Raw genomic sequence first — 16360 nt, forward strand, 5'->3', positions numbered from 1 at the left:
AAGCAACAGGAAACGCAGGCGATGACGTCGTAGACGGAGAGTTTACGGAGAAGTAAAAAATGGGTAAGAAAGTTTATGATTGTTTAAAAGACATTATTTTGCCTGTTGTGTCAATATTCGTTTCAGGTTTCATTGCTTTTTCTGCCTACACTGTATCTAAAGAGGCTCAGAAGGTTAATAGCAATTCTGGTGTATTGCGTTATCAGATTGATCTATCAGACACGAATGGAAAGAAAAAAAGTAACAATAAAGCCTACTTCGGATTTTCTTCGTAAAGTAGCATATATTAAATTTTCTAATGGAATTATTGAAGATGTTTATGTCGAAGATGGAACATTTACAGAGACAAAAGCAAAAGGAAAAGTATCAGCAGAAACTACCATTCCAGATAGTATGTTAGCAGAAAAAGATGGTAAGAAATATGTTTTTGTGGTTTCTGAAGGTGGTAATGGAGTTCGCAGTTTAGATATGATTGTCTTTCAGGAGGGGGAAGAGCCTCATAGGTATGATTCTTTGGAAGTTTTAAAAGCAAATGATAATTCTACCAATTCTGAATTTAGAGATTTTAAAGATTTACGGGATAAAATGCTTCAAGATAAGTTATTATCTAACTAGCATAAATACGTGTCATTTATAAAAATATTTTTTGAGGAGTCGGTTTCCAATTCCGACTCTTTTTTGAGATAATTATAGAATGAAAATTTTTGCTTGGCAGCATATTAAAATTACAGAAAGGAACAAAGAGTGTTCGTAATTGAACCCGAGCGGAAAGCTTGGAAATTAGATAAACCTCCTAAGAAATCAGGATTTCATGTCGGTTTCCTAAATTTCAGTCGCTTTCTGTTCGCTCTTGGTATCTTAAATGAACAATACTGAATTTTATGATCGTTTAGGTGTCTCTAAGAATGCTTCTCAGGATGAGATCAAGAGAGCCTATCGGAAATTATCTAAAAAATATCACCCAGATATCAATAAGGAGCCTGGGGCGGAAGATAAATATAAGGAAGTCCAGGAGGCTTATGAAACGCTGAGCGATGAGCAAAAGCGGGCTGCCTATGACCAATATGGTGCGGCGGGTGCCAATGGTGGCTTTGGCGGCGGTGCAGGCGGCTTCGGAGGCTTTGATGGCTCTGGTTTTGGTGGCTTCGAAGATATCTTTTCTAGCTTCTTTGGCGGTGGCGCGACTCGTAATCCAAACGCTCCACGTCAAGGAGACGATCTCCAGTATCGGGTAAATCTCCGCTTTGAAGAGGCTATTTTCGGTACAGAAAAAGAAGTTAAATACAATCGTGAAGCTAGCTGTCGGACTTGTCATGGTTCAGGTGCTAAGCCAGGGACTAGCCCAGTAACTTGTGGCCGCTGTCATGGCTCTGGTGTTATTAACGTCGATACTCAGACACCACTAGGTATGATGCGTCGTCAAGTAACCTGTGATGTCTGTCATGGTCGCGGACAAGAAATCAAAAGTCCATGCGAAACCTGCCATGGAACAGGACATGAAAAGCAAGCGCATAGCGTTCATGTAAAAATTCCGGCTGGTGTGGAAACAGGTCAACGAGTTCGCTTGGCGGGTCAAGGTGAGGCAGGCTTTAATGGCGGTCCTTATGGAGACTTGTATGTAGTAGTGAACGTTGAGCCAAGCGATAAATTTGAGCGTGACGGTTCTACCATTTACTACAAGCTCAACCTCAACTTTGTGCAAGCAGCTCTGGGCGACAGTGTGGAAATCCCAACTGTCCATGGAAATGTTGAATTGACAATCCCAGAAGGAACCCAGACGGGCAAGCGTTTCCGCCTGCGTGGTAAGGGAGCACCAAATCTACGCGATGGAAGTGTAGGTGACCAATATGTCACTGTCAATGTCGTAACGCCGACAGGCCTCAATGACCGTCAAAAGGCGGCTCTTAAGGATTTTGCGGCAGCTGGAGACATCACAGTGAGCCCTAAGAAGAAAGGCTTCTTTGATAAGATGAAAGATGTCTTTGAAGGGGAATAAAGAAGGAAAAAGTAGAGTTATTATTCTGCTTTTTCGTTAGGAGCAAAAATGACAGAATTTCAAGACTTTATCGAGCAAGTTTTCAAGGAGCAATATGAGGCTTCTTTTGGTCCAGATATGCTTGAAAAACTTGAGCCCAAAGATTATTATCTGACACGTGAAGAGGAAGGGCGCTTAATTGCCTTGCTCCATGCCCAGCAGGTGTTGGAAAACATCCATATCAAGGCCTTAGTAGTAGATAAGGAACATCAGAAAAAGGGCTTGGGAGCTAGTCTGCTGGCAGAATTAGAAGAAAAGGCTGGGGCAGCGGGAGTCAGCAGCATCACCTTGTCCACCAAATCTTATCAGGCCAAGGATTTTTACGTTAAGCAAGGATATGAAATCTACGCCAGTCTGTCAGATGTGCCCCAAAGAGGTGTGACCAAATATCATTTTATCAAGCGATTAAACTGAGCTATTCTCAATAGATAGAAGTCAATTTGGCTTCTGTTTTTTAATAGTTATTTGCATACATTCGGTATGTATGTTAAAATAAAGTTTAAGAAAAGGAGAACAAATGATTACCAGTTTATACCCCGTTTTAATGAGCGGAGACCTTAATCAAGCGGCACAATTTTTCATTGAGCATTTCCAATTTCAGGAAACTTTCCGTTCAGATTGGTATATTAGTTTAAAGAATATCGAGAGTGGTTTTGAGCTTGCTTTTATTGATAGTAAGCATGGGACAGTGCCACAAGCTTACCAGTCTAAGGCGAGTGGCCTAATCATCAATATCGAAGTTGACAATGTGGATTGTCTTTATGAAGAATTGCGTCAGCAAGGAGAAATGGAGTTCCTTCTTCCCATTAAGAGTGAAGATTTTGGTCAGCGCCATTTCATTGTGGAAGCGCCGGGTTCTGTTTTGGTTGATGTCATTCAAGTCATTCCACCTAGCGCTGAGTTTGCGGCAAATTATTTGGAGAGTGAAGATGAATAAAAAGCAGCAGGCTTCCCTAGAGACAAGTAGCAAAATATTAGCTATCGCCCGGAAACATTTTTCTTTAAAGGGTTATGCAGAAACTTCCTTGGAAGAAATTGTAGATGAGTTGGGAATGACAAGAGGCGCACTTTATCACCATTTCGGGAATAAGAAGACTTTATTTACCGCCGTACTGGCACAAATTCAATCCGAACTGGGGTCTTATGTAGAAAAAAACGCCCTAGAAGCACAGGATTCTTGGGAGCAGTTGGTGGAAGGCTGTGTTGCTTTTGTTCGTTTTGCGACCTTGATCGAAAATAAACGCATTCTCCTGCTTGATGGTCCCAATGTCGTTGAGTGGAAAGAGTGGCGTCGTCAGGACGAGGCTAATTCTTTCTTTCATTTGAGAGAGCAATTAGACATTTTATCTAGAGAAGGAAGACTTATCTCTATTGATTTGGATATGGCAGTTCATATGATTTCAGGTGCCTTGAATGAGTTGTCTCTTTTTCTGGCTGAGAAAGAGGAAGAAGCAGAAGTCAGAGGAGCAGTGAAAAGTCTATTAAGGGGATTTAAAAATCATGGCGAAAAAGGTTAAAGATTATTATGATTTGGTTTATGCGGAGGACTTGAGCCGTCGCCTGCAAGAAGTCACAGATAAGTTTGAAGTTCAGCATTTTATGTCTCTAGTTGAAAGCGACTTAGAGGCTTTGGAATTTACTCAGCGTCAAGAGCTTTTGGCAAAGAGTATCAAAGAATGCTTGCCGCTTTCTTATGCTGATTCTCTGAAGGTTTTTGAGCAGATACTTGGTCCGGAGTTAGAGGGCGGCCTGGGGATGTTCTCAGAGGGGTACTGGTTGTGGCCGATTGGCAAATACGTAGAACTTTACGGAGGTCAGGAATTTGATCTGAGTGCAGCCTTCAGTAAGGAATTAACCAAGCGATTTACTGGAGAATTTTCTATGCGGCCCTTACTGGCCAATTTTCCTAAAGCTACGATGGATTTACTGTTAGAGTGGAGTAAAGACGAGAATATGCGCGTCCGTAGATTAGCCAGCGAGTGTATGCGAATCCGTCTGCCTTGGGCTAAGAAGCAGACTGTGGTCTTAGATTATTTTGATGAATTTACCGCTATTTTAAGGAATCTAAAGGATGATACAGATAAATCAATCCAAAAAAGTGTCGCTAATAATCTGAATGATTTATATAAAGAAGATCCTGAAAAGTTTGAGAGGGTGATTGGATCTTGGCAAGAGGAAGAACTGAGTCCGAGCTGCGCTTGGATTATAAAGCATGCCTCTCGAACAAAAAATAAAGCAGAAAAATAAGCTTTGCTAGTCTAGCAAAGCTTATTTTTTAGTTGTCTTCGTCTGGTGTAAGCACCATCGGAATGATAATCGGTTCGCGCTCGGTGCTTTCGTAAAGGAAAGGACGCAAGGCGTTGACGATAGCGCCGCTGACAGATTGGACGCTGGCGTCTTTATTCTTGAGTGCAATGCGAATGGCATTGAAGAGGATGCGCTGGCTTTGGCGGATGAGGTCACCTGATTCGCGCATGTAGATAAAGCCGCGGCTGAGAATATCTGGACCGGCTAAGATCATTTTGGACTCAAAGTCAACTGTTGCGACAGCCAGAACAACACCGTCCTCTGATAGGTCTTTACGGTCGCGTAGGACTGCAGCTCCGATTTCACCAATGCGGTTCCCATCAACATAAATATCTTGAGCGTTGAAGCTACCAGCAATACGAGCTGAGTCAGCTGTCAGAGCCAGCACATCACCATTGCTCATGATGAAGATATTTTCTTTTGGTACTCCAGTATCAACGGCTAGACCTGCATGGACTTTTTGCATACGGTATTCACCATGGACTGGCATGAAATATTTAGGCTTGATCAAGCGGAGCATGAGTTTCTGCTCTTGTTGGCCACCGTGTCCAGAGGTGTGGATGTTGTTGATTTTACCGTGAATGACTTCTACACCAGCCTCGGAAATGATGTTGATCAGCTTGTTTACGCTGGTCGTATTACCAGGGATCGGGCTAGATGAGAAGATGACGGTATCTCCAGGTTGCAGCTGCACCTGACGGTGGGTACCATTAGCAATCCGTGACAGTGCTGCCATGGGTTCACCCTGACTTCCGGTACACATAATCAGCACTTCGCCAGCTGGATAATCCTTGAGTTCATTTGGCTCGATGAAGGTATCTTTGGGAACCTTGATGTAGCCTAGCTCAATCCCGTTGACAATAGCCTTTTCCATGGAGCGGCCAAAGACCGCAATTTTGCGCCCTGTCTTGACAGCAGCTTCAGCAGCTTGCTGGAGGCGGAAGATGTTTGAAGCAAAGGAAGCGAAAATAATCCGTCCATGAATGCCTTCGATAATCTTCATGATAGACTGTCCAACCACTTTTTCGGAATTAGTAAAGGTCGGAACTTCAGCATTGGTCGAGTCAGACAGGAGGCAGAGTACGCCTTCTTCACCCAGAGCGGCCATGCGGTGCAAATCAGCTGGCTCACCGACTGGTGTAAAGTCAAACTTGAAGTCACCGGTACAGACAATCTTACCTTGCGGCGTATGGATGACAATCCCCAAAGGTTCTGGAATCGAGTGGGTTGTCCGGAAGAAGGTTGCCTTCAGATTTTTAAAGGTCAACTCTGTATTTTGATTGATTTCATAGAGCTTGGCATCACGCAAAAGTCCATGCTCTTCTAGCTTGCCGCGAATGAGGGCCAGGGCCAGAGGGCCAGCATAGATAGGAACATTGGCTTGCTTGAGCAGGAAAGGAATGCCGCCGATATGGTCCTCGTGCCCGTGGGTGATGAGGACAGCTTTCACGCGGTCAATATTTTCTACGATATAGGAGTAGTCGGGGATAACATAGTCGATACCCAAGAGGTCATCTTCTGGGAATTTAATCCCAGCATCAACAATGATAATCTCATCTTGATACTCAATTCCGTAGGTGTTTTTACCGATTTCGCCCAGACCGCCGATGGCGAAAACACCAACTTCTTCTTTCTTTAAGTTATATGCCATAGGTTACAACTCCGTCAATTCGAAGGCGCCTGACTCTTTTTCGTACTCCAAATGTTTGTCAGACAAGATCTCAATAAATTCGATATTGTATGGAGTCTTTTCTTCGACCAATTTGCGGGCTTTGATGCGGCCTTCTAATTCATTGGCAGCCTCTACTTCTAAGTAAAGGGCACGTGTTTTTTCACGGCGTGGGCTGCGTTCTTTTGTTTCTTGATAAAAAACTTTGTAAATCATTTTGTTTCCTTCCATTTTTCATGATCAAGCTACAGAAAACGACAGCTAATCAGCTGTTTTGTTTTATTCAGTTTTATGAGTAGTAGATTGACCTTGATTCGATATAATTCTAACTAATTATATCATAAAACCAGCTTTTAGTAAAAGACATAGCCGAGAAAATCTTGTGGAGGTTTTCAGAAAAGCTTTTAAGAGCTAATCTGGATAATCAAATGACTGCCTCTCTCTACCCTTGTCGCTCCTTTTATAGTATAATAAGAAGCAAACACTCGAGTAAGGAAGAACATGATGAGAATTTTAGCGATGGATACGTCAAATAAGGCTCTGTCTCTAGCAATTTTAGAGAATGAGGAGACCTTGGGGCAGGTGACGCTCAATATCAAGAAAAATCATAGCATTACCCTTATGCCGGCTATCGATTTTCTGATGAATAGTCTGGATATGAAGCCGGCCGATTTGGATCGGATCGCGGTGGCGCAGGGGCCAGGCAGCTACACAGGTCTGAGAATTGCGGTGGCGACAGCCAAGACTCTGGCTCATACCCTCAAGATTGAGCTGGTCGGTGTGTCTAGTCTGCTAGCTCTGGTTCCAGAGCAGGTGGAAGGCTTGGTCATTCCCATCATGGATGCCCGCCGCAACAATGTCTATGCTGGCTTTTACCAGTCTGGTCAGGCTGTGCAGCCGGAAGCTCATCTGCCTTTGGCAGAGGTGTTGGAAATAGCTGGCGCTGCTAACCAACCAGTCACCTTTGTCGGAGAGACAGCAGCTTTTACGGAGCAAATTGAAGAGGCTCTTCCTCAGGCTACCATTCAGCCAAGCTTGCCAGATGCGGCAGCTATTGGTCGTCTCGGTTTAGACCTGCCAGCCCAGTCCATTCATGACTTTGTTCCTAACTATCTCAAGCGGGTAGAAGCCGAGGAAAATTGGCTCAAGAATCACAAGGAATCCAGCGATTCTTACATTCAGCGCCTATGATTAAATTGAGAAAATGGTGCGCTAACTCGGATGTGGACGTGGCAACTCTCGCAGAAGAGCTGGAACAGCTCTTACTTGCAGTCTATGAGGTCAGCCCATGGACAGCGGCCCAAGTGGCAGAGGTTCTGCGTTCGGATGTGAACAGTTGTGCACTAGCAGCAGATGAGAGTCAACTTGTCGGCTTTTTAGTCTGGCAGGAGACAGACTTTGAAGCAGAAGTCCTGCAGATTGCTGTATTGCCTAGCTATCAGGGGCAGAAAATCGCGACAGCCTTGTTTGACTTTTTGCCTGCCGACAAGGAGATTTTCCTCGAAGTTAGGGAGTCAAACAGGCCAGCTCTGCTATTTTACAAAAAAGAAAAATTCGAAGAGATCGCGCGGCGGAAGGCCTATTACCATGCGCCGGTGGAAGACGCGATTGTTATGAAAAGAGAGATTCATGAAAGATAGATATATTTTAGCTTTTGAGACGTCTTGTGATGAGACCAGTGTGGCGGTTCTGAAGAATGAGACGGAGCTTTTGAGCAATGTCATTGCCAGCCAGATTGAGAGCCACAAGCGTTTTGGTGGAGTGGTACCGGAAGTGGCCAGCCGTCACCATGTGGAGGTCATTACGGTTTGTATTGAGGAGGCCTTGGCAGAAGCGGGGATTAGTGAGGAGCAAGTTACAGCGGTGGCCGTTACCTACGGTCCTGGTCTGGTTGGGGCGCTTCTGGTCGGCTTGGCAGCGGCCAAGTCCTTTGCTTGGGCTCACGATATTCCCGTGATTCCGGTCAATCATATGGCTGGGCACCTGATGGCAGCCCAGAGCGTGGAACCCTTGGAGTTTCCCTTGCTGGCTCTTTTGGTCAGTGGCGGTCATACTGAGCTGGTCTATGTCAGTCAAGCTGGTGACTATAAGATTGTGGGGGAAACTCGCGATGATGCGGTCGGTGAAGCCTATGATAAGGTCGGTCGCGTTATGGGGCTGACCTATCCAGCAGGCCGAGAGATTGATCAGTTAGCTCATGAGGGACAGGATATTTACGATTTTCCGCGGGCTATGATCAAGGAAGACAATCTGGAATTTTCTTTTTCTGGTCTCAAGTCAGCCTTTATCAACCTGCACCACAATGCCCAGCAAAAGGGAGAGGTCTTGTCTAATCAAGACCTGTCAGCAAGCTTTCAGGCAGCAGTCATGGATATACTCATGGCCAAGACTAAAAAAGCGCTGGAAAAATATCCAGTCAAGACTCTGGTCGTGGCGGGCGGTGTTGCGGCCAATCAAGGCCTGAGAGAACGCTTGGCAGCTGAGATTCAAGATGTTAAGGTGATTATTCCGCCTTTGCGTCTTTGTGGTGACAATGCTGGTATGATTGCCTATGCCAGCGTCAGTGAGTGGAACAAGGAGAATTTTGCCAGTTTGGATCTCAATGCTAAGCCGAGTCTGGCTTTTGAAACGATGGAGTAAAGGAGAAGAATGCGCGGACAGACATTTAAACAGGGTGCAAAGGCAGCAGTGCCAACAGCTCTGGGCTATATTGGGATTGGCTTAGCCTGTGGCATCATGGCGGCGCCCTATATGGATCCCTTGGAGATGGGGCTGATGAGTATTCTGGTTTATGCGGGCAGTGCCCAGTTTGCCATGATTGGTTTATTTGCCCAGCAGGCGCCGGTCTTGGCTATCGCACTGACCGTTTTTCTGATAAATATTCGGCATCTTTTGCTCTGTCTGCATGCCTCAACCCTTTTTCGTAAGTCTAACTTGATTCAGAATATTGTCATTGGCTCTTTTTTGACGGATGAATCTTATGGAGTCTTGATGGGAGAGCAGGTGTATACAGAAGAGATTGCTGCTAGCTGGATGATGGGTAACAATTTCATGAGTTATACTTCTTGGATTTTGGGTACAATTTTGGGAACAGCTCTAGGTGGCCTTCTGCCCAATCCTGAGAGTTTTGGCCTGGACTTCGCCCTAGTAGCTATGTTTATTGGCATTTTCTCTTCTCAGTTTACAATCATGTTGCGACGGGTCAAGATAAAGAAGCTCTTTTTGGTCTTAGGTGTGGTGGGCCTTGCCTACTTGATCCTGACCATGCTGCTTCAAAATTCTCTGGCGGTGCTTTTTGCAACCTTACTAGGCTGTACAGTGGGGGTGATTTTGGATGATAAGTAAGTATATTTTGCTGGCTATTCTTTTGTCAGCTCTAGTCACTTGGATTCCACGGGTTTTGCCCTTTATCCTAGTCAAGTACAAGGGGCTTCCGCCTATGGTAGGGCGTTTCCTCAAATATCTGCCAGTTTCCATTATCTTTGCCCTTATCCTGTCTAGTGTCACTAATGCTAAAACAGGTCAGCTGCCGAGTTTTAAATGGCTGGATTTAATGGCTGTTTTTCCAACTAGCTATGTGGCATTTAAGTATAAAAACTTAATTGCAACTGTTGTATTTGGTGTAGTCTTGGTGGCCTTGTTGCGCTATCTAGCTGGAATTCTTGGCTTGTAAAGAAGATAAAAAAACAGATTGAATCGGTTGATTCGGTCTGTTTTTTGCTAAATTCTAAGAATTGTCTGAAAATATAATATTTTATGCTATAATGGAAGCAATCAAAATTATGGAGGTTCGGAAATGGCAGAAGCAGGTCATAAATTTTTAGCAAAATTAGGAAAGAAACGCCTTCGTCCTGGTGGTAAACTGGCAACGGACTGGCTGATTGAGCAGGGACAGTTTTCCAGCGATAAGAAGGTTCTGGAAGTTGCCTGCAATATGGGGACCACAACAATCGAGCTGGCTAAAAGATATGGCTGCCAGATTACTGCAGTTGATTTAGATAAGGCTGCACTGGCTCAGGCTAAGCTTAATGGAGATAAGGCTGGTGTTGGTGAGCTCGTCACATTTGAGCTGGCGAATGCTATGAAGCTGCCTTATGATGACAATTCTTTTGATATTGTTATCAATGAAGCCATGCTGACCATGCAGACGGATAAGGGAAAGGCCAAATGTATGGATGAGTACTACCGGGTGTTGAAGCCAGGCGGAATGCTCCTCACACATGACGTCATGCTCAAACAAAGAGATGAGAATGTCCGAGAAGAGCTATCTCGTGCGATTAACGTCAATGTTGGTCCGCTGACAGAAGGCTCTTGGATTCAGCTGGCACGTTCTCATGCTTTTGACTGTGTGGACACCTTTGTCGGTGAAATGACCTTGATGAGCCTTCGAGGAATGATATATGACGAAGGACTGGGTGGCACACTGAAAATCTGCTTTAATGCTCTTAAAAAAGAGAACTATAGCCAATTTATGAAGATGTTTAAGATGTTCCAAAAGAATCAAGAAAAACTGGGCTTTATTGCCATGGTTTCTCATAAATAACTGCTAGCTACTTTTGAAAATTTAAAGTGACTTAAAAAATTTCATAAAAAGCTTGACTCTGCCCTAAGGTCAGGGTTTATACTATAAGGGCAAGGAGGTTTTTTATGTATCATATCAAAGAAGCTGCGCAGCTTTCGGGTGTCTCTGTCAAAACCCTGCATCACTACGACAAAATCGGACTTTTAGTTCCTCAAAAATCAGAAAATGGCTATCGAACATACAGTCAAGCTGATTTAGAGCGGTTGCAGGTCATCCTTTACTATAAGTATTTGGGCTTTTCCTTAGAGAAAATAGCAGAGCTACTGAGCCAGGATGATCAGGCTTTATTGCCACATCTGGTTAGACAGCTAGAGTATTTGCAGCAGGAAAGAGACCGTTTGGATACCTTGATTTCCACCTTGCAAAAAACCATCCAAGAAGAAAAAGGAGAAAGAAAGATGACAATGAAAGAAAAATTCGCAGGCTTTACCTACGAAGACAATCAAAAATACCACCAAGAAGCTGTAGAAGAATACGGTCAAGAAGTCATGTCGGAAGCACTTACTCGTCAAAATGGACGGGAAGAAGAATCTGCCGCAGCCTTCAATCAAGTTTTTCGAAGTCTGGCAGAGAATATGCAGCAAGGCTTGCCAGTTGACGCAGCAGAAAATCAAGAGCAGGCAGCCCAACTCTTGCAAGCCATCCGTACTTATGGATTTGACTGCTCTATTGAAGTATTCGGCCATATCGGTAAAGGCTATGTCTATAACCCAGAGTTTAAGGAAAATATCGACAAGTTCGGAGTAGGTACTGCCCAGTACACAGCAGATGTGATTGCAGATTACGTTCGGATAAATGTAGAAAGATGAGGCTGGGACAAAAGTCCTAGCCTCTCAATTGTCTTTGGATTTTCGAGCAAGACGCAGTGGTTGAGTGGGCTCTACTACGCTGATTTCATCAGCTTTTACAGCCCTACTCAACTGTGCGGAGGTGAGACTACGAAATCGAATTCTAACGAATTACCGATTTCTGTCCCACTCTCATTTTTTACTTTAAGTCATAAATCCAGTCGTCACCGTCTTTATAGTAAAAGAATTCACTTAAATCGTCTTCTAAAAAAACACGCAGCATATCAGACATATCCTCAGTTGCAAGTTTCAGATGAGAGAGATTTTCCAGATCTTCCCACCAAACCTTTCCTTCATCTGAGGATTGCAGCACGCCAGAATAGTGCTTTGTCTTGTAGAGCAGGACGACATAGCGGTAATCCTCGTTATCGTACCAGTCTTTGATACCACAAAGTTGAGGTTTGGATATGGTTAGTCCAGTTTCTTCCTTGACTTCTCTGATAACTGCATCGGTAAAAGATTCCCCACGCTCTACATGACCACCAGGAAAAGTAATGCCGGGCCAGTCAGGACTAACTCGGTCTTGGACCAGAACTTTTTCTCCGTCATAAATCATGCACATATTGACGAATTCGACTGTTTCGCATCTGTTCATCTTGTTCTCCTATTTTGTTAGTAACTTTTCTACGACGTTTAACTTTCGCATGGTCAAATCCACGCCAAACAATTTTTCAAGATAGTTGGTATTGAGCTTTTTTTGTTTTGCAGTTCTAGGGAGATAGAGGTAGAGACAGTGATCACCTACACAGATTTCTTCCTCGCCATAGTCAGCTTTCAATTTTTCTAGTGGTAGACTTTGGATAAAACCTTGATAAAGAATCACATGCACACGATCATGAAGATAGTCTTCTTTAAATGGATTTTCATGAACAATCTTTTCAAAATCGTTCTTATTCTTGATAACCATTTTTAAGTCGGCCCCAATTTTTTCCTTTATCAGAGTATGAACGCGTTCCCGTATTTCTTCTAAATCTAAGTCACTTTCAAGAATGATATTCCCACTTTGAATATAGGTTCGAACGTGTTGAAACCCAGCTTCTGTCAAAATATCTACCAAATAAGACATTTTCGGGATAGCATTTTTTCCATTAGGAGTAACGCCTCTTAGTAAAATAATATGTTCCAAAGGACTTCCTTTCTTATTTGGTACTTATTGGATTTGAGCCTGCCACCCAGCCGGTGCAAAGGGCGGAAGTGATGTTAAAGCCCCCCGTGTGGGCATTGATGTCTAGAACTTCCCCAGCAAAGTGGAGGCCGGGAACGAGTTTGCTTTCAAGGGTTTTAGGATTGATTTCCTTAAGACTGACGCCTCCTTTGGTGACAAAGGACTTGGCCAGGGACATTTTGCCAGTGACAGGGATTTCGAGTGCTTTGATAGACTGGATGAGCTGGTCGCTTTCTTTCTCAGTTAGCTGTTTGACTTTTTCAGGATATCCTTGAACAAAAAATTCTGCCAAGCGTTCTGGTAACAAGGCTTTTAAAGCATTTTTCAAGGATTTTTCCCGATGTTCTTCTAAAAAGTCTGCCAAATCCTGCTGACTCATATGAGGCAAGACATCTAGATAGATGGTTTCGCCGCCTTTGACAAAGCTAGACAAGCGCAGAGCTGCCGGACCGGATAGGCCAAAGTGGGTAAATAGCAGGTCATGGGTGATGACATGCTTGCCATAGCTGAGGGTCACATCGTCCAGCGAAATCCCTTGAAGCGCTTTGTGAGGAAAGTCAGTCAAAAGAGGACTTTCAGCAGCTTCCAAGTCGGTCACAGTGTGCTTGAAGTGGCGGGCAATATCATGCCCGAAGCCTGTCGAGCCAGTTGAAGGGTAGGACTTGCCGCCAGTCGTTACAATCAATTTCTGGCAGGTCCAAGTCTGGTCGCTGGATCTGACAGTGAAAAGATCATCAGTTTTTTTGACAGAGACGATTTCGGTATTGGTGATGACAGTGCCGCCTAGCTCTGCAATCTTCTTTTCCAAAGCTTCGATAATGGTGCGGGACTTGTCTGTCGCTGGGAAAACACGGCCGTGGTCTTCAACCTTAAGTTTGACACCATTCTCTGTAAAGAAGTTGATGATATCATGGTTGTCAAACTGGGAAAAGACGCTGTAAAGAAAGCGTCCGTTGCCCGGAATACCGGCCATGAGGTCATCTAGGTTTCCGTTGTTGGTCACATTGCAGCGGCCACCACCCGTTCCGGCTAGTTTCTTGCCCAGTCGTTTATTCTTCTCAAGGAGCAGGGTCTTCTGTCCGTAGAAAGAACTGGAAATGGCAGCCATCATACCGGCCGGTCCTCCACCGATGATGATTGTGTCGAAATGGTTCATTGGTCTTTTCCTTTCGTGAAATAGGACTTTTATGTGCTAGTTAAGCTTGTGCAAGGTAATTTTACCTTCTCGGCTACACAGTGGACATGCCTTGGTCAGATTTTTAAACAGTTCTTCAGCTAGCACTAGGTAGAAAATTAATCGGATTTTAGGCTCATTTTTTAAGGAAGATCTTTTCCAGAGGCCCAATAGATTTCGTACCATTCTTTTCTAGTCAATTCAATATCTGCTGCCTTGGCTGCTTCGATGATGCGGCTAGTCTTGGTCGTGCCGATGACCGCTTGCATGTGGGCTGGATAGCGGAGCACCCAAGCAATAGCCACTGCCGATGGTGATATTTGGTATTTGTCGGCCAATCGGTTTAAGATAGCATTGAGTTTGGAGTATTTATCCGAACCGACAAAAACGCCTTCGAAATAGCCATGCTGGAGGACAGACCAGGCCTGAATCACGATGTCGTTGAGGCGACAGTATTCGAAAATGCTGCCATCGCGCATGTTTGCGGCTGCGCCCTCCATGTTAACGTGGAAGCCAGCTTCAAAAGCAGGTGAGAAAGCTGCGCTTAGTTGGAGCTGATTTGCCACCAAGGGCTGCTTGACCTCTGTTTTCAGTAGCTCCATCATCATAGGATTCTGGTTGGACACTCCAAAATCAAGAACCTTTCCTTGAGATTTGAGCAGATCGAAAGCTTCAGCGATTTCACTAGGCTCCATCAGGGCATCAGGTCGGTGCAAGAGCAGAGAGTCCAGATGATCCACGCCTAAGCGCTGTAAAATACCATCTGTTGCTTCGAGGATATGGTCTTTGGAAAAGTCGAAGTAGGTGAATTCTTCTATGCGGATTCCCACTTTGGACTGAATCCACATCTTAGCCCGCAGGTCAGGCCGATTTTTGAGCACTTGTCCCAGAATTTCTTCGCACTTGCCTCCACCGTAGATATCGGCTAAGTCAAAAGCATTAATTCCGACTGACAAGGCTGTTTCGACCAGTTCTTCCACCTCTTTGGGGGACATTTGGGCAATTCGCATCAGTCCCATGATAATCTGGGAAATTTCTCGCTTGCTTTCTCCAAATTCAAGATATTTCATAAGCTCTTCTCCTCGTATCATTTTAATCTCAGTATAAGCTAAACCCGCTCCAAAGTCAAAAAGCGACTAGCTAGATCGAGCCTTGGAGGAAATGTGTAGAAAATCCTCATTTTGGCTAATGAAATTCAGCTGACCTTGTCGGGAAATTAGAAGATTTGACAAAAACTTGGCTTCCTGATAGAATAAGAATGTCTTAAAGACAAATAACTTCTTCTTGGTTGCAGGAATTGCCAAGCCTGCCACTCGGATGAAGCGTAAAGAAAAGGAGCTTATCATGGCAATCTCAAAAGAGAAAAAAAATGAAATCATTGCACAATATGCACGTCACGAAGGTGATACAGGTTCAGTAGAGGTTCAAGTTGCTGTCCTTACTTGGGAAATCAACCACCTTAACGAGCACATCAAACAACACAAAAAAGACCACGCTACTTACCGTGGTTTGATGAAGAAAATCGGTCGCCGTCGTAACTTGCTTGCATACTTGCGTAAAAACGACGTTAACCGTTACCGTGAGTTGATCAACTCTCTTGGACTTCGTCGTTAATCTTGCGTCTAAAACGTTTCTATACTTCGTTGACTTCGTCTCGATGTACCATTAGTACAATCTTCGCCTCGTCGCCTAGTCTATAAACGTTTTATCCAGCAAGAATAAAGCTCTCTGATCTCAGAGGGCTTTTTATGTTGTCACCTTACCTCGATATACTCAAGTATGATCTTCGGTTACGGTTCCTAGCACTGTAAGGTGAAATAAACCAGATCTTCTCCCTTCGGGGAGATTTTTTGTTTTCACTAGAATTTTAGCCCGAGCTCAAATTAGCTCTCTGAATTCATAGGTTTTTCGTTAGCCTTATTTTGTCTTCTATCGGTATAATTTTTAGCTCTTCTTGAATTTTTTATAAAATCTTGCTAGACTGTAGCTACTAAGATAAAAACACAGTTCTGGTTGGTAGTCCAGACGCAAAAAATCCATTTTTTGTCAGTAACCTTCCTCCTTGGTTGTCCATTCTTAGGGATTTTTAAAGGAGGTGCTGTCATGGATAAGATTTCAATGACGCTGACAGTTTATTTTGAAGAGGGATTTTGGCACGGTCTTTTCGAGCAGGAACATGCTCAATCTTATAGAGTTTGCCGAGTCACCTTTGGTGTAGAGCCTAGCACGCAGGAATTGTTGGATTTTCTAAACCGTTATTATCATCGGTTGCAGTTTAGTCCCAGCATCAGAGTGAAGGGGAAGACTAAGTCCATCAGTCCTAAACGCCTGCAGAGACAGGCTAAAAAAGAGCAGATGGCTTCACGTTCTTCAAAGTCTCAGGAAGCGCTGAAGCTGCAATTTGAAGAGCAAAAGCAAATCGCTCGGGTCAAGCGCAAGCAGCAGAAAGAGCTGGCTAAGCAAAGGAAATTCGAACTCAAACAGCAAAAACGATTGGAAAAGCACAAGGGGCATTGAGCCTAGTTTTTCTTATTTTTATGGGAAAGTCTTCCGATGGGAGACTTTTTTGTTTCTTAAACA

The 16360-nt window shown here is 44.0% G+C and carries 22 protein-coding genes; 16 read left to right on the forward strand and 6 right to left on the reverse strand.

Annotation, left to right across the window (positions count from 1 at the left end; translation table 11 throughout):
• Nucleotides 1-59 precede the first annotated feature (59 nt).
• From RWS39_RS06610 to RWS39_RS06640, 7 genes are all read left to right on the forward strand, one after another.
• The gene (locus RWS39_RS06610) at nucleotides 60-275 is read left to right on the forward strand and encodes a hypothetical protein (protein WP_314481675.1); all 216 of its coding nucleotides are present in this window, start codon (nucleotides 60-62) and stop codon (nucleotides 273-275) included.
• Nucleotides 226-615 (forward strand): hypothetical protein, encoded by a 390-nt coding sequence (locus RWS39_RS06615; protein WP_314481678.1) that lies wholly within the window; start codon nucleotides 226-228, stop codon nucleotides 613-615. Before RWS39_RS06610 ends, RWS39_RS06615 begins: the two co-directional genes overlap by 50 nt.
• Before the next feature lie 247 nt (nucleotides 616-862).
• Nucleotides 863-1996, forward strand: coding sequence for a molecular chaperone DnaJ (dnaJ, locus tag RWS39_RS06620; protein ID WP_045497925.1), 1134 nt, complete (start codon nucleotides 863-865; stop codon nucleotides 1994-1996).
• 48 nt (nucleotides 1997-2044) lie between these two features.
• The gene (locus RWS39_RS06625) at nucleotides 2045-2449 is read left to right on the forward strand and encodes a GNAT family N-acetyltransferase (protein WP_314481683.1); all 405 of its coding nucleotides are present in this window, start codon (nucleotides 2045-2047) and stop codon (nucleotides 2447-2449) included.
• 103 nt (nucleotides 2450-2552) lie between these two features.
• The gene (locus tag RWS39_RS06630) at nucleotides 2553-2972 is read left to right on the forward strand and encodes a VOC family protein (RefSeq protein ID WP_314481686.1); all 420 of its coding nucleotides are present in this window, start codon (nucleotides 2553-2555) and stop codon (nucleotides 2970-2972) included.
• Nucleotides 2965-3552: a TetR/AcrR family transcriptional regulator gene (locus RWS39_RS06635; protein ID WP_314481689.1), complete on the forward strand. Its 588-nt coding sequence runs from the start codon at nucleotides 2965-2967 to the stop codon at nucleotides 3550-3552. Before RWS39_RS06630 ends, RWS39_RS06635 begins: the two co-directional genes overlap by 8 nt.
• The gene (locus RWS39_RS06640; protein ID WP_045497911.1) at nucleotides 3536-4282 is read left to right on the forward strand and encodes a DNA alkylation repair protein; all 747 of its coding nucleotides are present in this window, start codon (nucleotides 3536-3538) and stop codon (nucleotides 4280-4282) included. Before RWS39_RS06635 ends, RWS39_RS06640 begins: the two co-directional genes overlap by 17 nt.
• Before the next feature lie 28 nt (nucleotides 4283-4310).
• Here the strand turns inward: RWS39_RS06640 and rnjA are convergent, their stop codons facing one another.
• The gene (gene rnjA, locus RWS39_RS06645; RefSeq protein ID WP_314481694.1) at nucleotides 4311-5993 is read right to left on the reverse strand and encodes a ribonuclease J1; all 1683 of its coding nucleotides are present in this window, start codon (nucleotides 5991-5993) and stop codon (nucleotides 4311-4313) included.
• Between the two features lie 3 nt (nucleotides 5994-5996).
• The gene (locus tag RWS39_RS06650; RefSeq protein ID WP_314481697.1) at nucleotides 5997-6227 is read right to left on the reverse strand and encodes a DNA-dependent RNA polymerase subunit epsilon; all 231 of its coding nucleotides are present in this window, start codon (nucleotides 6225-6227) and stop codon (nucleotides 5997-5999) included.
• Nucleotides 6228-6515: 288 nt separating this feature from the next.
• On the opposite strand from RWS39_RS06650, the gene tsaB reads away from it, so the two are divergent.
• The 7 genes from tsaB (at nucleotide 6516) to RWS39_RS06685 (ending at nucleotide 11402) form a co-directional block, all read left to right on the forward strand.
• Nucleotides 6516-7202 carry a tRNA (adenosine(37)-N6)-threonylcarbamoyltransferase complex dimerization subunit type 1 TsaB gene (gene tsaB / locus RWS39_RS06655; RefSeq protein ID WP_314481783.1) on the forward strand — a complete coding sequence of 229 codons (687 nt, stop codon included), beginning with the start codon at nucleotides 6516-6518 and terminating at the stop codon, nucleotides 7200-7202.
• Nucleotides 7199-7651, forward strand: coding sequence for a ribosomal protein S18-alanine N-acetyltransferase (gene rimI / locus RWS39_RS06660; protein WP_125446332.1), 453 nt, complete (start codon nucleotides 7199-7201; stop codon nucleotides 7649-7651). Before tsaB ends, rimI begins: the two co-directional genes overlap by 4 nt.
• The gene (gene tsaD / locus RWS39_RS06665; protein ID WP_314481703.1) at nucleotides 7641-8651 is read left to right on the forward strand and encodes a tRNA (adenosine(37)-N6)-threonylcarbamoyltransferase complex transferase subunit TsaD; all 1011 of its coding nucleotides are present in this window, start codon (nucleotides 7641-7643) and stop codon (nucleotides 8649-8651) included. Before rimI ends, tsaD begins: the two co-directional genes overlap by 11 nt.
• A 9-nt stretch (nucleotides 8652-8660) precedes the next feature.
• The gene (locus tag RWS39_RS06670) at nucleotides 8661-9356 is read left to right on the forward strand and encodes an AzlC family ABC transporter permease (RefSeq protein WP_125446330.1); all 696 of its coding nucleotides are present in this window, start codon (nucleotides 8661-8663) and stop codon (nucleotides 9354-9356) included.
• Nucleotides 9346-9684 (forward strand): AzlD domain-containing protein, encoded by a 339-nt coding sequence (locus RWS39_RS06675; protein ID WP_314481708.1) that lies wholly within the window; start codon nucleotides 9346-9348, stop codon nucleotides 9682-9684. Before RWS39_RS06670 ends, RWS39_RS06675 begins: the two co-directional genes overlap by 11 nt.
• Nucleotides 9685-9807: 123 nt before the next feature.
• Nucleotides 9808-10554: a class I SAM-dependent methyltransferase gene (locus RWS39_RS06680; RefSeq protein WP_314481711.1), complete on the forward strand. Its 747-nt coding sequence runs from the start codon at nucleotides 9808-9810 to the stop codon at nucleotides 10552-10554.
• Between the two features lie 104 nt (nucleotides 10555-10658).
• The gene (locus tag RWS39_RS06685; protein WP_314481714.1) at nucleotides 10659-11402 is read left to right on the forward strand and encodes a MerR family transcriptional regulator; all 744 of its coding nucleotides are present in this window, start codon (nucleotides 10659-10661) and stop codon (nucleotides 11400-11402) included.
• Between the two features lie 178 nt (nucleotides 11403-11580).
• Here the strand turns inward: RWS39_RS06685 and RWS39_RS06690 are convergent, their stop codons facing one another.
• The 4 genes from RWS39_RS06690 to RWS39_RS06705 form a co-directional block, all read right to left on the reverse strand.
• A complete protein-coding gene (locus tag RWS39_RS06690; protein WP_314481717.1) occupies nucleotides 11581-12036 on the reverse strand; it encodes an 8-oxo-dGTP diphosphatase in 456 nt (151 codons plus the stop codon).
• A 9-nt stretch (nucleotides 12037-12045) separates the two neighbouring features.
• The gene (locus tag RWS39_RS06695) at nucleotides 12046-12567 is read right to left on the reverse strand and encodes a DUF1697 domain-containing protein (RefSeq protein ID WP_314481720.1); all 522 of its coding nucleotides are present in this window, start codon (nucleotides 12565-12567) and stop codon (nucleotides 12046-12048) included.
• 13 nt (nucleotides 12568-12580) lie between these two features.
• Nucleotides 12581-13762 carry a BaiN/RdsA family NAD(P)/FAD-dependent oxidoreductase gene (locus RWS39_RS06700; RefSeq protein WP_314481723.1) on the reverse strand — a complete coding sequence of 394 codons (1182 nt, stop codon included), beginning with the start codon at nucleotides 13760-13762 and terminating at the stop codon, nucleotides 12581-12583.
• 161 nt (nucleotides 13763-13923) lie between these two features.
• Nucleotides 13924-14850 carry an aldo/keto reductase gene (locus RWS39_RS06705; protein ID WP_314481726.1) on the reverse strand — a complete coding sequence of 309 codons (927 nt, stop codon included), beginning with the start codon at nucleotides 14848-14850 and terminating at the stop codon, nucleotides 13924-13926.
• A 274-nt stretch (nucleotides 14851-15124) separates the two neighbouring features.
• Here RWS39_RS06705 and rpsO point away from each other — a divergent pair, with 274 nt between their 5' ends.
• Both rpsO and RWS39_RS06715 read left to right on the forward strand, forming a co-directional pair.
• Nucleotides 15125-15394, forward strand: a complete 270-nt coding sequence (rpsO, locus tag RWS39_RS06710) for a 30S ribosomal protein S15 (protein ID WP_001018251.1) — start codon at nucleotides 15125-15127, stop codon at nucleotides 15392-15394.
• Between the two features lie 489 nt (nucleotides 15395-15883).
• Nucleotides 15884-16297, forward strand: a complete 414-nt coding sequence (locus RWS39_RS06715) for a YjdF family protein (protein WP_314481741.1) — start codon at nucleotides 15884-15886, stop codon at nucleotides 16295-16297.
• The last annotated feature ends 63 nt before the right edge of the window (nucleotides 16298-16360 follow it).

Origin of the sequence: Streptococcus cristatus (genome assembly GCF_963529205.1) — a bacterium.
GTDB lineage: Bacteria > Bacillota > Bacilli > Lactobacillales > Streptococcaceae > Streptococcus > Streptococcus cristatus_O.

Excerpts from the sequence above, each read along its gene's own strand:
- RWS39_RS06650 (WP_314481697.1), bottom strand. The coding sequence starts at position 6,227 with ATGATTTACAAAGTTTTTTATCAAGAAACAAAAGAACGCAGCCCACGC.
- RWS39_RS06700 (WP_314481723.1), bottom strand. The coding sequence starts at position 13,762 with ATGAACCATTTCGACACAATCATCATCGGTGGAGGACCGGCCGGTATG.
- RWS39_RS06715 (WP_314481741.1), top strand. The coding sequence starts at position 15,884 with ATGGATAAGATTTCAATGACGCTGACAGTTTATTTTGAAGAGGGATTT.
- RWS39_RS06680 (WP_314481711.1), top strand. The coding sequence starts at position 9,808 with ATGGCAGAAGCAGGTCATAAATTTTTAGCAAAATTAGGAAAGAAACGC.
- rnjA (WP_314481694.1), bottom strand. The coding sequence starts at position 5,993 with ATGGCATATAACTTAAAGAAAGAAGAAGTTGGTGTTTTCGCCATCGGC.
- RWS39_RS06610 (WP_314481675.1), top strand. The coding sequence starts at position 60 with ATGGGTAAGAAAGTTTATGATTGTTTAAAAGACATTATTTTGCCTGTT.
- rimI (WP_125446332.1), top strand. The coding sequence starts at position 7,199 with ATGATTAAATTGAGAAAATGGTGCGCTAACTCGGATGTGGACGTGGCA.
- RWS39_RS06635 (WP_314481689.1), top strand. The coding sequence starts at position 2,965 with ATGAATAAAAAGCAGCAGGCTTCCCTAGAGACAAGTAGCAAAATATTA.
- RWS39_RS06615 (WP_314481678.1), top strand. The coding sequence starts at position 226 with ATGGAAAGAAAAAAAGTAACAATAAAGCCTACTTCGGATTTTCTTCGT.
- RWS39_RS06640 (WP_045497911.1), top strand. The coding sequence starts at position 3,536 with ATGGCGAAAAAGGTTAAAGATTATTATGATTTGGTTTATGCGGAGGAC.
- RWS39_RS06685 (WP_314481714.1), top strand. The coding sequence starts at position 10,659 with ATGTATCATATCAAAGAAGCTGCGCAGCTTTCGGGTGTCTCTGTCAAA.
- RWS39_RS06690 (WP_314481717.1), bottom strand. The coding sequence starts at position 12,036 with ATGAACAGATGCGAAACAGTCGAATTCGTCAATATGTGCATGATTTAT.
- RWS39_RS06705 (WP_314481726.1), bottom strand. The coding sequence starts at position 14,850 with ATGAAATATCTTGAATTTGGAGAAAGCAAGCGAGAAATTTCCCAGATT.
- RWS39_RS06675 (WP_314481708.1), top strand. The coding sequence starts at position 9,346 with ATGATAAGTAAGTATATTTTGCTGGCTATTCTTTTGTCAGCTCTAGTC.
- tsaB (WP_314481783.1), top strand. The coding sequence starts at position 6,516 with ATGAGAATTTTAGCGATGGATACGTCAAATAAGGCTCTGTCTCTAGCA.
- RWS39_RS06670 (WP_125446330.1), top strand. The coding sequence starts at position 8,661 with ATGCGCGGACAGACATTTAAACAGGGTGCAAAGGCAGCAGTGCCAACA.
- dnaJ (WP_045497925.1), top strand. The coding sequence starts at position 863 with ATGAACAATACTGAATTTTATGATCGTTTAGGTGTCTCTAAGAATGCT.
- RWS39_RS06625 (WP_314481683.1), top strand. The coding sequence starts at position 2,045 with ATGACAGAATTTCAAGACTTTATCGAGCAAGTTTTCAAGGAGCAATAT.
- tsaD (WP_314481703.1), top strand. The coding sequence starts at position 7,641 with ATGAAAGATAGATATATTTTAGCTTTTGAGACGTCTTGTGATGAGACC.
- RWS39_RS06630 (WP_314481686.1), top strand. The coding sequence starts at position 2,553 with ATGATTACCAGTTTATACCCCGTTTTAATGAGCGGAGACCTTAATCAA.
- rpsO (WP_001018251.1), top strand. The coding sequence starts at position 15,125 with ATGGCAATCTCAAAAGAGAAAAAAAATGAAATCATTGCACAATATGCA.